This is a genomic window from Bacillus sp. B1(2022) (genome assembly GCF_040259625.1).
GTDB lineage: Bacteria > Bacillota > Bacilli > Bacillales > Bacillaceae > Bacillus > Bacillus velezensis.
The window spans coordinates 122822-138563 of record NZ_JANIFO010000003.1; the positions used below are offsets into that span (position 1 = coordinate 122822).

Here is a 15742-nt window from a genome sequence, read left to right on the forward strand (position 1 = left end):
GTAAAGGGGATGAAGATTTTTATGAAAGAAGCCCGTCATATTAGAAAAAAAGTACTTTCTGACATAGAAAGCGGCATCATTTCTTTGGAAGAAGGAGTAAAGCGGATACAGCAGCTTGGTTCTCATTCCGCAGGGGGTAACGGACAGGCGATATATTATCAGACGATCTGGCAGCGGACAGATCTCAGCATTCATGTAAAAGGCGGCCGACGCGAGGGCAGCCTTTTATTATTTGATAAAAATGAAGATGTGAGTAAAGAACTTGCTGCATTGCATGATACAAGGGTTATTTTGGTTAAGCCGGGGAAAGAGTTTCGAAAAACCGGGGACGGTGTATTTGAAATCGACCCCCGCTCTGAAAGAGATTACATAAACCTGTTAGGATGGCTTATAGAAGAAGAGAAGTCAGATATACGGGAAGCGGTGCATTTGTGGTCAGACATGCCGTTTGAAAAGACAGAGAGAGCGATTCGTGAACAATGCGACAGCGGAGTCTATTCTTTGTTTTTTCTACAACAGGCGCTCTTCAAAAATAACTGCCGCAAACCGATCAAGCTGTTATATGGATATTTTTCGCATCTTTCTGGAGAACAGCCTCTTTACGCGGCGGCAAGCGGATTTTTGCGGACATTGCAGCTGGAAAATCCGTTAATCTCAGCAAAAAGCATTGAGATGGAGCAGTCAATAGCAGCTGTTCACGCAGCTGATATCATACGCAATGAGCTGAGTGATTTCCAGCCTTCAGATGTAGAGATTCGTTATAAAGACATGCAGCGTTATGTTAAACAGCTCAAAACGTATGAACCCGAAAAAAATTCCGGAAGCGGAGATGTGCCGCTGAGAGAAAATGGAGTATATATTATCGCAGGAGGCGCGGGCGGATTAGGATTTACCTTTGCAGAATATTTGGCTTTTCAAACAAAATGCTGCCTTGTTCTAACAGGTAGATCTCCGCTTTCAGATCATATAAGAAAACAGCTGAGACGATTAGAGGATGCCGGTTCGTCAGCTCTTTATGTTCAGGCTGATATTACCAATAAGGAAGAAGCCGAATATGTAGTCAAAACAGCCAAAACTTCTTATGGAAAAGTAAACGGGGTCATTCAGGGCGCGGGAATCATTCGTGACTCTTTCCTTCTTAACAAGTCACGAGAGGAATTCGATCAGGTAATCAGACCGAAAGTATTGGGTACGATGTGGCTGAATGATGCCGTTGAGAAAGAAAATCCTGACTTTTTCATTTGCTTCTCCTCTACTTCCGCAGTGTTGGGAAATGTCGGGCAATCTGATTACGCGTTCGGAAACAGTTATATGGATCATTTCATGAATATGCGTTCTGCCCGGGATTCTGATACGATTTCTCTCTCTCTGAACTGGCCGCTGTGGAAAGAAGTCGGCATGCAAGTGGATGAGCGCACGGTAGAGACAATGAAAAAGGCGGGTTTTTATCCTTTAGAAAAAGAGGAAGGTAAAGAAGCGTTTGCAGTCGCATTGTCCTCCGGTTTTTCGCAATTTACTGTATTTTACGGAGATGAGCAAATTGACAATCATGTTCAGCAATTATATGAACGAAAAGACAATATTCAGGCAGATGAAGGAACAGGGAGAAATATCGAATCATTTGATTCAGAGAAACTGAAAGCTGAAACATCTGATTTCATCATAAAAGTGATTGCTGCAGAATTCAGGATGCCTGCGGACAAAATAGATGCAGAAGAGGCATTGGAAAAATACGGACTTGATTCCGTTATGATTATCAATATGACGAATGAGCTTGAAAAACATTTCGGCGCGCTCTCAAAAACGCTGTTATTCGAATATCAGACTGCGGAAGAATTGTCACAGTATTTCGTTGAGGAGCACAGGGATACTCTTCTTCATAAACTCCGGTTAGGAGAAAACGGGAGCAGCACCCCATCTCAGAAGAAAAAAGATCATGAACAGACAGCCGAAGTTAACGGGAAACAGAAAATCCAGATGAAAAATCAGGTGCAGCAGGAGAAGTATCATGACAATGATATCGCGATTATCGGTATCAGCGGACGTTACCCGATGGCAAATGATCTTGATACTCTGTGGGAAAACTTATTGAACGGTAAAGACTGTATAACTGAGATACCTGAGGATCGGTGGGATTCGGGGCTGCACTATCAGCCTGCGGCGGGCGACGAAGTAAAAAACCAAAGCAAATGGGGGGGATTTATTGACGATGTGTATCATTTTGATCCGTTGTTCTTTAATATCTCTCCTGCCGAAGCTGAATTAATTGATCCGCAGGAGAGACTGTTTTTAGAGACGGTTTGGCACACCATAGAAGATGCGGGGTACGCAAAGAAAACGCTTGAACGAAAAAACGTCGGTGTTTTTGCAGGGGTTATGTACGGCCAATATCAGCTGTACAGCGTTGGTCACGAAGCGGCCGTTTCTTCCTCATATGCATCAATCGCCAACCGGGTATCGTACTTCTTTAATTTCAGCGGACCAAGTATTGCTTTGGACACGATGTGTTCCTCATCATTAACGGCTGTTCATTTTGCCTGTGAAAGTTTAATCAGGAATGAATGTGAAATTGCAATTGCAGGAGGCGTCAATTTATCCATTCATCCTCATAAATATGAACTCCTGACTCAAGGCGGATTTTTATCCAGTGATGGCCGGTGCAGAAGCTTCGGTTCCGGAGGAGACGGCTATGTGCCGGGAGAAGGGACAGGTGCCGTGCTGCTGAAACCTGTAAAAAAGGCTATTGCGGACGGTGATCAGATTTATTCAGTTATTAAGGCAACAGCCATCAACCACGGTGCTAAGACGAATGGATATACCGTGCCGAATCCCAAAGCTCAAAGTGAGGTCATTACGAGAGCCTTAAAAAAAGGATTTATTGATCCAAACAGCATCAGCTATATAGAAGCTCACGGAACAGGCACCGCGTTAGGAGATCCGATTGAAATCACCGGTCTGACCAGAGCATTTTCAGGTGCCGAACGCGATAAGAAAACATGCGCGATCGGGTCGATTAAATCAAATATCGGACATCTTGAGGCTGCTGCAGGCATAGCGGGCATTACGAAAGTTATTCTTCAAATGAAACATAAAACGATTGTTCCGTCACTGACTCATTCTGCTGAATTGAATGAAAATATACCGTTTCAAAAAACACCTTTTTATGTACCGGACAGTGCCGAAAAATGGGAGTCATCCGTTCCCAGGCGTGCCGGAATCAGTTCTTTCGGGGCAGGAGGAGCTAATGCCCATGTTATTTTAGAAGAATTTGCGGATGAAGCTATCTCTCCTCTCGCGGCTGAAGAACCTGAACAGCTTTTATTTGTTTTTTCTGCAAAAAATGCCGACAGGCTGGCAGAATACGCAAAACGCGCAAAAGAACATATAGCAGCCAGAGATTATCCATTAGAAACACTTAGAAATACAGCATTTACTTTACAAACCGGCAGAGAAGAAATGCCGCACAGATTGGCTGTTATCGCCTCCACAAGAGATGAATTGCTTAAAAGACTGACAGACTATATTCTCGGAAACGCGACGGATCATATTTTTACAAGCGGCAAAGACACAACAGAAGCTCAAAGGATGAATAAAGTTGAAATTGAAGAAGCAGCCGCAAACAGGGATCTTTTGAAGATTGCTGAATACTGGGTTGGCGGTAACGGGGTAGATTGGCCGTCACTTTATAAAGATGACACTCTGAGACGGGTATCAGCACCCGGATATCCATTTGCCAAAGAGCTATGCAGAATAGATGCGCAAAATATGGGAAGCCGCCGGATGAACGTTAATAACGATCTGCATCCTTACATTTCATGCAATATATCTGATTTTAAAGCACAGAAGTTTCTTATCAATGTAAGCGATACCGGTTTGTATATAAAAACAAAGTATCAAGACAAGGAAATGTTTCCGTTTCTCAGCCAGATTGAAATGGCGAGAGCTGCCGGAGCGATGGCTTCAGGGAATCCGATTATTAAATTAACAGAGCTCTCCTTTAGAGAACCGATGTTACAAAGCGGAAGCAATGAGCAGATCCGGATTGTATTAACCCCGGATAATCAGGGTGCATCGTATTCTATAGAAAAACAGAGCGACTCATCCATTTATTCCTCAGGGCGGCTCGAATTAGAAGGCGGGGCGTACGAGAACGGAAATGTTCATCTTGAGCCGTTTCTGTCTCAGCGCGCAGACCGCATACCGTACGAAGCGTTTTATCAGCGGCTTGCCGAATTCGGATACAGCTGCAGTGACAGTCTGAAAGCGGCAGAGTACTGCGTCAGCAGGAACGGACAGGTACTTTTAAAAATAAAAGCAAAGGCCGGGCCGAAAGGGTGCATAATCAAACCGGAAGTTATTGAGAGCGTATATCAAGCCGTCATATACCTTGCGGGGGAAAATGCCGGAGAGCTCCCGGAAAACATTAAGGAATGTACGATTTTTGATCATGAGACTGAACCCGTTTATGTATATGCAGAACAAACTGAAGAAAGCGATTCGGCTTATGATGTGTATGTATTAGACAATGCCGGCGGGATTTTGATGGAGCTGAGCGGGCTGGTTTTTGGCGAAAAGCCTAATAAAAATGTACGTTTTTATGAGCATAAGTGGGATCAAAAAAACCCTCTGATTGAAATCAAAGATAGGGAGCCAAAAACAATTCTGGTCTTTGCAAAAGATGAAGCATTAGCTGAAGCTCTGAAAAATCAATCAGACAGCCGTGTCATTCTCGTCACGCCGGATCAGCGGCAGACCGATCAAAATCTGCTGACATTCTGTGTAAAACCGGAAGTGACTTCAGATTACATTCGTTTATTCGAAGAATTGGAGAAAAAGGGGGTTGCTCCTGATGTCATCTTGCACACGGGAGAAACATTTTACGCGGGTGACCGCCTTCTCAGCGGCCTGGAATCAATTTTTTATTTATTAAAAGCCCTGAGCGCCCGCAGTGACGCCTCTCTTTATCTTCATTCTCTGCTTCTTGTTCACTCTTTTAAAGAAGGCGTGAATGATCCGTATACGGGCGCTCTTGCAGGCTGTTTAAAAACGGCAAATATGTTGGTGCCATCCGCAGAGAATGTGAAGTCAATCGGTTTTTCAGAACGTATATCAATTGAAAAAATGGCTGAATTTTGTCTTAACGAAATGGTTTCAGGCGCGGAACGGCAGGCTGAAGAAGTTAAATATATTAATGACAAGAGGTATGTTAAGACATTAAAAGACTATGTATTCAATCATACAGAGCACTCTCATCAGCTGAAACAGGAAGGGATTTACCTCATAACGGGCGGTTTGGGCGGTCTGGGCCTGATTTTCGCAAAATATTTGGCCTCTCAATATCAAGCAAAATTAGTATTGACGGGAAGGTCACCGTTAACAGCTGATAAACGCCATAACATTGACCGGCTGCAGGCGCTTGGAGGAGATGCGGTATATTATCAAGCTGATGCCGCAGATCAAAAGACGATGGGACGGGTCATAGAAGAAACGAAACGGACTTGGGGCTCCATTCAAGGCGTTATTCATTCAGCTGGTCATGCCGATGATCGGTTATTTACAGAGATGAATCTGGCTGATTTTTCAGATGGCATGACTGCTAAAATTGAAGGCACGGTATGTTTAGATGAATTAACGAAAGATGAGCCGCTTGATTTCTTTATCGTATTTTCTTCTATTTCTTCGGTCTTCGGAGATTTTGGACAGGTTAACTATGCGTTGGGCAATTATTTTCAAGATCAATATATAAATTGGAGATCCGAACAGAGCCGCCGGCAAGAGAGACAAGGCAAGAGCATTTCGATTAACTGGCCGTTGTGGCGTAAAGGCGGAATGCATTTAAACAAAGAAGCTGAAGAAGCATATCTTTCCGCATCCGGGTTTGATTATTTGGAAACGGAAGAAGGGATAGCGGCTTTTGAGACGATTTTGGCAAGTGACTGCCCGCAAATTTCGGTTGTTACCGGGGATGCCGAAACGACACCAGCAAGAAAAGATCTGCCGCATCAAAAAGTAAATACGCTTCCGGTTCGTCAAGAGGAAATTTCTTATACAGCACCGGCTTATACAGACAATGTCCTGGAAGAACTGAAGCAAATGGTATCGGAATTATTGAAAATTAACATTGAACAGCTGGATACGGCAGAGAATTTCGGCAATCTCGGCTTTGATTCTATCAGTTTGAAAACATTAGCTGTCCGACTGAATAAAAAATACAAACTAAAGCTGACACCTGCCGTTTTCTTTACTTACAGCCATATTAAGTCTCTTTCAGAATTTCTGAACAGTGAACTGCGTACTGTTGCAAAAGGGAATACAGATGCAGAAAAAAACATTTCTGAAAAAAGGAAAGTAGTGCACGCTGGGAAAACCACGGGGAAAACCGTGAAGCCGCCGCGAAGTTTTCCGTTTGAAAAAAAGACAACAAGACAGGCTGACCATCATCCGGAGAAGCAGCCAGTTGCCATTATCGGGATGAGTTGTGTTTTTCCGGGAGCAAAAAATGCAGATGAGTTTTGGCTCAATTTAATCAATGAAAAAGATTTGATCCAGGAAATTCCCCCGGATCGCTGGGATTGGAAAAAATACGCCGAAGGCAAAGGAAGCAACGAAGTATATTCGAAATGGGGCGGCTTTATCACAGATGCCGATAAATTCGATGAGGCGTTTTTCAATATTAATCCGCGGGAAGCAGAACTCATGGATCCTCAGCACAGAATTTATTTGCAGGAAACCTGGAAAGCGATAGAAGATGCGGGTTACAAAGCTTCAAAGCTGTCTGGCAAAAATATCGGGGTGTTTACGGGCATTCAATTTAATGATTACCGCCAGCTGCTGATGAGGCATTCGGACGGGGCGCACGCGTTTGCGGGAACCGGAAACAGCCAGGCGCTCATCAGCAATCGTGTATCCCACTATTTTAATTTCAGAGGTCCGAGTGAGTCCATTGATACAGCCTGCTCAAGCAGTCTTGTAGCAATCCACAGAGCTGTGCGCTCGATTCAAAATGGTGAAAGTGAGCTGGCGGTAGCAGGCGGGGTTTCGCTGCTTTTAGATCCAGTCACGCATATGTATACTGATAAACTCGGTATTTTGTCTAGGGACGGCCGGTGTAAGACGTTTGATAAACTTGCCGACGGTTATGTCCGCGGTGAAGGTGCAGCTGTTCTGTTATTGAAACCATTGCAAGCGGCAATGAATGACAGAGACAATATTTACGGAGTTCTGAGAGGAACCGGAGCAAATCACGGAGGAAGATCTGCTTCATTGACCGCTCCGAACCCGGAAGCTCAGGCAGAACTGTTAACGTCTGTTTACAAAAATGCCGATATTCCTGTTGATACGATATCTTACATTGAAGCACACGGAACCGGGACAGAACTGGGAGATCCGATTGAGATTGAAGGCTTGAAAAAAGCGTTTGGATCTTTTGAGCCGCATCCAGGAAAGAATCATGATCAATATTGCGGCATCGGTTCAGTAAAAACGAATATCGGTCATTTAGAGCCCGCCTCTGGAATGCCGGGGCTGATTAAAGTATTACTATCCATGAAGTATAAAACACTGCCTGCCACACTTCATGTCAAGGAACTGAACCCTTACATTCAATTAAGCGGAACACCGTTTCATATTGTCAATAAAACTATGAAGTGGGCCAGATTAATAGATCGAAAAGGAAATGAAATTCCGCGCCGTGCCGGAGTCAGTTCCTTTGGATTCGGCGGGGCAAATGCTCATGTCATCGTGGAAGAATTTGAATACGGACAAGATAAAGCAGTAACTGGCGAGCGGGAACAAATCATTGTTCTATCGGCCAAAACAAAGGAAAGACTGATGGTTAAAGCCAAAGAGTTAACAACGTTTTTACATGAAGAACTATCAGTTCAATTCAGTCAGCAAGAGGTGCAGGAACGTGATTTGCAAGAGGCGGTTCGGGAAGCGGCAGCGGGTATCCTGCGTTTAGATACCGCAGATATAGATGCAAAGACACCTCTTTCGGAATTCGGATTTGATCCGTTGGCTTATTCCGAATTAATCTCTTTTATAAACCAAATGTACGGCACAGAAATATCACTTGACATATTTCAGGAATTAAAGACACTGAGCGAGCTGTGCCGCTATATCAGCAGCATCCGGAATCGATCAGCTGATAAACCGTATAAGGGCAATTTTAGAGAGAAGTCCGGAATCAGTCTTGAAGAAATAGCATATACGCTGCAAACCGGAAGGGAACCATTTGAATGCCGCCTTGCGATCACTTGCTCGAATACAGGAGATCTTCTTGAAAAATTAAACGGTTACATCCAGGGGAGCAGGCTGCAAGGTGTTTATGAAGGAAATGTAACGGATTTTGATAGTCTGTACGCTCCTTTATTCGGCGGCCCCGAAGGTCATGCATATGTACAATCACTGATTCAGCAAAACAAGCCGGCCAAACTGGCTCAGTTGTGGACGATCGGTTGTGAAATCAGCTGGGAAGACTTGTATGAGGAGGAACTCAAACCGGTTAAACTGTCTCTTCCTCTCTATCCTTTCAGTAAGAACAGACATTGGATTCATTTAAATAAAGATGAAGCGCAGAAGGCTGAGGCTTTCTCGAACACTGAGCTTCACAACTCAAATAAAGATACAGCAGATGGAGAAATCATGTCGCTTCTTGAAAAAGCACAAACAGGTGAGATGAATACGAAAGAGACGTCAGAGCTGATAGAGGAGTTGCTTTTCCATGAATGAAAAAACGATGCAAATTGAGCAAATCGTGAAAAAGGTGAAAGAATGCAGCCTGACGCCTGAAGAAGGGCTGGAATTAATTAAGAGCTTGGGGACAACCCATCTATATGAAATGGTATGGGATAGACATGAATTTAAAGGCAGTAAAAAATTCCCGCATACGAAAGAGCCAATTTTATTTTTTTGCGAAGACGACAGCATGTATACCGTAATGAAGAGACAGCTTGAAGGTTATGAGGCGCCTTTCATTTACGTGACTTCCGGCGAGCGTTTCGAAGATTGCCGGAACGGTCGTTTTACAATGAACTTTGCAAAAGGTGAGGATTATGATGCGTTATGCGGGGTTCTGCGTTCTCAAAATATAAGACCCCGCCATATTATTCATTTTTTGGCTGCCGGGCTCTTCAAAAATACAGAAGATGCAATGAGAAAGCAGCTCAATAAAAGTCTGTATTCCTTGTTTCAAATGTTTCAGGCCTTCATGGCGAACAAACTTTGTCCGAAAGCAGAAATTTTGTATCTGTATGAAAATGCCGAGGGCGAGGTTCAGCCGATTTATAACGCGGTTGAAAGTTTTCTTAAGACCGTACAGGCCGAAAATCCGAATTTCACATGTAAGGCTGCAGAGCTGAAATCAATGTTTGACGAGCCGTTTACAAAGCAGCATATTGCAGATGTCATCTCTTTTGAATGGAACAATCAATGTAAGACGGACCACTTTACCTGTTATGAGCCGAGGCATTATTATAAAAGGCAGCTTCAAAGAGTAAAAAAAGAAGATGGGGAGAAACATAGTTTCAGTGTAAAAAAGAACGGTGTGTATTTAATTACGGGAGGAGCCGGCGGTCTCGGGTATCTGTTTGCTGAATATCTGGCGAAACAGGCAGAAGTCAAGCTGATATTAACCGGGCGTTCCCCGGCCTCCCGTGAAACGGCGCAAAAATTAAGTGCTCTTGAAAATCTCGGCGCTGAAGCCTTATATGTCCCGGCAGATATTTCAAAGGAAAAAGAGACGGACGCTTTGATTAAGCACATTAAGCAGACATTCGGAGAATTAAACGGAATTTTGCACAGTGCCGGACTTGTTAAGGATGCATTTATCATAAAAAAAACGAAAGAAAGCATAGAAGAAGTTATAGCGCCTAAAGTATTCGGAACCGTTTGGCTGGATAAAGCAGCTGAAGAAGAGCCTTTAGATTTCTTCGTTATGTTTTCATCCCTTTCGGCCGTTCTGCCTAATGCGGGTCAAAGCGACTACGCCTTCGCTAACGGATGTATGGACGGATTCACCCAGTATCGAAGCATTAAGGGACGTCCCGGGAAAACACTTTCTATTAATTGGCCGTTATGGGATGCGGGCAATATGACAGTCGGGCCGGGAGAGCTGCAGGCTTTAAGACATGCAGGGCTGGAACTTTTATCCGCCCAAGCAGGGCTTGCCGCTTTTCAGGACAGTATGAGCCGCTCTGCTTCTCAGCTGGCTGTTATCAGCGGAGACAAAGATAGAATAAGTGAATTACTCTCAACTGACCATAAAAAGATAGAGACTGTGCCTGAAAACAACAGTAATCTGCCGCAATTACATGAAAAAGATCTGAAAAAGCAAACGGTCCGTCTTTTGACAGAGATCGTCGGAGCGGAAACGGGAAGACCGGCGGACAGTATTTTACCCGAGGATACGTTTGACCGTTACGGAATTGATTCTCTAACGATTTTAGGTCTTAACTCCCGTCTGGAAAAGTATTTTGGAAGAGTGTCTAAGACTCTTTTCTTTGAATACAGCAGTGTTGAAGAGCTGTCAGAGTATTTTCTTGAACACTATCAGCATGAGTTGCAGAAGGCGTTTTTACCGGCAGCCGAACAGCGAATTGATCATTCGGCGCCGGCGAAACGGCAGAAGCTTTCCGTTTCCCGCATACCATCCGCACCTTCCGAGGAAGATATTGCAATTATCGGTATAGCCGGCCGCTACCCGATGGCGAAAGATGTGGAACAGTTTTGGGAAAATATTTCTTCCGGAAAAGATTGTATAACGGAAATACCGAAAGAGCGCTGGGATTTTCGGAAATATTATCACACAGGTGACAATGCCCGTCATGACAGCAAATGGGGAGGTTTTATAAAAGACGCTGATAAATTCGATCCGCTGTTCTTCTCAATTTCGCCTCGTGATGCCGAGTTAATTGATCCTCAGGAACGGTTATTTTTAGAGACAGCATGGCACACGTTTGAAGATGCGGGTTACACAAAGAAAAAGTTGAAACGGCATAAGACAGGTGTATTTGTCGGTGTCACCTACAGCCACTATCAGTTATTTGCAGCCGGTGCTTCAGATGATGAGGAACGTCAGGCGCTCTTGTCTTCTTATTCGTCTATCGCAAACCGGGTGTCATATTTCTTTGACCTGCACGGACCCAGCCTTGCAATTGATACAATGTGTTCTTCCTCACTTTCTGCTGTTCATTTTGCATGTGAAAGTATAAAAAGAGGAGAATCCACCCTCGCTATAGCCGGAGGAGTGAATTTATCCTTACACCCGGATAAATATACTTTGCTTTCACAAAACCATTTTGTTTCAAGTGATGGGCGCTGCAGAAGCTTTGGAGCGGGAGGAGACGGATATGTGCCGGGAGAAGGAGTCGGGGCCGTTCTTTTGAAATCGCTTTCTGCCGCGAAGGCTGACGGGGACAGGATTTACGGTGTGATTAAGGGAACATCTGTAAATCACGGCGGAAAAACAAACGGATACACTGTGCCAAATCCGGGCGAGCAGGCAAACGTCATCAGTGAAACTCTTGATAAGGCGGGGATTGATGCAGACAGCATAAGTTATATTGAAGCGCATGGCACCGGGACATCTTTGGGAGACCCGATTGAAATTTCAGGTTTAACCAAAGCTTTGCACAGCTCGAAAAGCGATTATCGTTGTGCAATTGGTTCGGTTAAGTCAAATATCGGACACCTAGAGGCTGCGGCGGGAATTGCTTCTATCACAAAAGTGCTGATGCAAATGAAGTATAAACAGCTTGCTCCTTCCCTTCATTCCGATAACTTAAATCCTAATATTGATTTTGAGGAAACACCGTTTTACGTGCAGTCTGAACTGACCGATTGGGAGACGCCGCAAAATCAAGCCAGAAGGTCAGGCATCAGTTCTTTCGGCGCTGGAGGATCTAATGCCCACATTATCATCGAAGAGTATAAGAATGAAGAAAAGATGGAAACGGTAAAGAGCAACAAGACGCAAATTATTCTGCTTTCTGCCAAAAATGAAGAACGGCTCAGACTCTTGATTGATGCATATATAAATGAACTGGGGCCAAAAACGTCACTAGCTGATGCCGCGTACACCTCGCAGACCAGGAGAAACGCTATGGAAGAGCGGCTCGCTGTTGAGGTTAGCAGCATTGACGATCTTCGCAATAAGCTGACGATGTATTTGCGGTCAGATCATAAGTTAAACGGTTTATATAGGGGAAAGGCCCGCCGAGACGCTGGTCAAAAGGATGCCCTGTCAGCCGCCCGCTTTAAAAGTGCAAGAGAAATGGCCATTCACTGGGTGAACGGAGGAGACGTTCAATGGGAAGAGATGTACACTGCGGAATTACCGAAGCTTGTCTCTCTTCCTGCATATCCTTTTGAACGGAACAGATATTGGGTGCCTGCCGCAAAAGCTGCACAGAAACAGAAAAAAACAGGCGTACCGCAGAGTCTGCCACACGCACCGACTCACTTACCATTTGATGTATATAAAAAATCGTGGAAAAAACAAAAGGCTGCGCCCTCCGCTTTTACGAAAGGACAGGTGATGATCCTGGCTAATAGTGAAAGTGAGCGGCTTGCATTCGAATTGTTTGATTCAGATCCTCTGATTGAATCCGCTGTCATTTGCGCAGATAACTGGGATCATTCGGATGGGGAAGCCAAAAAAACGGCTCTAGCGGTCATAGAAGAAAATCCGGAAATCATCGGCATGATTGACCTGTCAGATTTGCGGAGTGATCAAAACGGGGCACGCACCGGCACAATCGGGAAGCTGACACTGCTGCAGGAAATCATAAAGACACGTAAACAGCTTTTCGTTTTACATGTGACCAGAGGGCTGCAGACATTTCTGAATGACAAGCCGTCGTTAGCCGGAGCCGAAACAGCCGGACTATATAAAATGCTGAGTGCGGAGTATCAAAAGATAAAATCAAAAACAATAGATGTAGACGGTCATGTCGGGACTGCGGCGGAATTGAGACAGGTAATCACAGATGAAGCTTACGCTGACGGGCTGTATAGTGAAATCTGCTACCGGAACGGTGAACGTTATATTCCATACGTCGAGAAATTACATGCAGCGGAAATAAACCGGAAACTATCCGGTCTGCCAGTATGCCGTACGGATCAAACCCTGATTATTACAGGGGGAACAAGAGGGATCGGAGCAGAACTTGCCAGACATTATGCCGGCAAGGGAGTCAAAAAACTTGTGTTGATGGGAGTAACCGACCTTCCGGAATCTGATAAAATAGCCGGCATGTTAAAAGACACCGATGAAAAGTCATCTCTTTATTCGAAATTACAACTGCTGCATGAGTTGGATCAAAAGGGAGTTCAGGTGGAAGTGTATTCCGGGCCGCTCACGGAAAAAGAAACATTACAACGCTTCTTTTCAAAGGTGAGACTGAAGTTCGGCAAAATCGGCGGGGTGATTCATTGCGCTGGTGCAGCCAATCATTCGAATCCGGCTTTTATTCATAAATCTGATCAAGAAATAAGAGAAGTATTTGAGCCAAAGGTACAGGGGATGCAGGTACTTCATGACATTTTTATTGATGACAAACTTGATTTCTTCATTTTGTTTTCATCTGTTGCGAGCGCCTTTCCTTTATTAGGCGCCGGAACAAGTGACTATGCCGCAGCGAACGCTTTTATGGATTACTTTGCGGCGTATCAGCATGCAGCCGGCAGAACGTATTATCAATCAATTAACTGGCCGAGCTGGAAGGACATTGGGATGGGCGAGGTGACCAGTCCATCATATCAGGCACTTGGTTTACTTTCACACTCAACAGAAACAGGTATTGCCATGCTGGATGAAATGATGACGATAAACGGATACCCCTGCCTTATGCCGGCAAAGACACATCCGGAGAAATTCAATCTGGAGCAGCTGCTTCAGACAAGAATTCAAGCTGCTATAAATAACCCGGATGCTAAAGAAAAAGAGATCTCTGGTCAGGGAGACAATGAAGCTATGATCAGGAAGTTAATGGAGATTTTTTCCGCGGAGCTGAAAATACCTTATGAGAATTTAGATCAGGATACGTCTTTTACGGATTACGGTGTTGATTCAATCTTACTGGTTCAGCTTGTCAAAAAAGCGGAAGCTGCATTTCAAATAAAAATTGAACCATCAGCTTTTCTGGAGTATCCGAGTTTTTCACAACTGGGTGTCTATTTCAACGAATTATTTGCAAGTGAGGGGATCAGTCCTCAAATTGATTCAGAAAACATTGAGGTTCGGAAAAAAGAGCAACATATAAATCAAAATGCTTCCGAAGTACGGGACAGCGGATCTCAAATACAACAAACCAGTCTGAACCAAATCGCTATTATCGGAATGGGCTGTGAGTTTCCGGATGCTCCGGACACAGAAACGTTCTGGACAAATTTGAAGAAAGGACAAAATAGTGTCCGCGAAGTCCCGGCGTCGCGATGGGATATTTCTTCATACTACTCTGACACCTATGAAAAGGGAAAAAGTATCAGTAAGTGGGGCGGATTTCTTCAAGATATTGAGTCTTTCGATCCCGCGTTTTTTAATATGAACAAAAGTGAGGCATCAGAGCTTGATCCGTTAATCAAAAAATGCCTTGAGGTCAGTGTCCAGACATTGAGAGACGGCGGCTATACAAAAGAAGAAGTATCAAACAAAGAAGTCGGCGTCTTCATCGGTTCGCGGACCGGGACGTTTATGTCCAAAATAGGTTCCCCTTCAAAAAATACGATCGTGGGTATAGGACAAAATTTCATAGGCGCGCATATCTCACACTTTTTTAATCTGAAAGGACCGAATCTGGTTGTAGACACGGCTTGTTCTTCTTCATTGGTCAGCGTCCATCTCGCTTGTCAAAGCCTGATGTTAAAAGAGTCAGATATGGCGATTGCGGGCGGAGTTGACATTTTGCTGGATCAAAAGCCTTACGTCATGCTGAGTGAGGCTCGGGCGCTTTCACCTGAAGGAAAATGTCATACATTTGATGAGAAGGCAGATGGATTTGTACCGGGAGAGGGATGCGGCGCAGTCCTTTTGAAAAGACTTGATGACGCCCTTGCCGAAGGTGACAGAATTTACGCGGTAATTGACTCATCCGCGGTTAATAATGACGGACAGACAATGGGAATGACAACACCTAATCCGAAAGCGCAAAGCGCAGTGATAAAAAAAGCCCTGAAAAAAGGCGGAATTGATGCAGATACTCTCAGTTATGTCGAGACGCATGGCACCGGTACGATGATAGGAGATCCTATTGAATTAAAAGCGCTGACAGAAGTGTTCCGGGAGGTTACGGAAGAAAGGCAATTTTGCGGAGTAGGCAGCGTAAAAACGAATTTCGGACATTTAATGAGCGCAGCGGGGATAGCGAGTATTATAAAGGTTGCCTTATCCATAAAAAATCAGATGCTCCCGCCGACATTACATTGTAAAACGCCAAATCCGCGTTTTAAATTTGATCAGTCGCCATTCTTTCCGAACACGTCTTTAAAAGAATGGCGTCCCAGAAAAGGGGTTTTGAGAGCCGGAATCAGTTCTTTTGGATTCGGGGGCACGAACGCACATATGATATTGAGCGACAGCCATCTCACATTAGGATATGGAGAGACAAAAAGACACCCGCTTTCTCCGATTATATTCAATAAGGAACAATGCTGGATCGACAATGGAGAAACTCCAGAAAAGGAAGAGTCAGAATTGCTGATTCCTTTACTTGATTTCAAAGAATTATAAAGAAAAGGAATGAGA

2 protein-coding genes are annotated in these 15742 nt (G+C 44.3%); both read left to right on the plus strand.

The window, feature by feature from the left end; all coding sequences use genetic code 11:
* Window positions 1–21 precede the first annotated feature (21 nt).
* Window positions 22–8730 (plus strand): type I polyketide synthase, encoded by an 8709-nt coding sequence (locus tag NQS30_RS06870; RefSeq protein ID WP_218791619.1) that lies wholly within the window; start codon window positions 22–24, stop codon window positions 8728–8730.
* Window positions 8723–15727, plus strand: coding sequence for an SDR family NAD(P)-dependent oxidoreductase (locus tag NQS30_RS06875; protein WP_218791620.1), 7005 nt, complete (start codon window positions 8723–8725; stop codon window positions 15725–15727). The genes NQS30_RS06870 and NQS30_RS06875 overlap by 8 nt, the downstream gene beginning before the upstream one ends.
* Window positions 15728–15742: the final 15 nt, after the last annotated feature.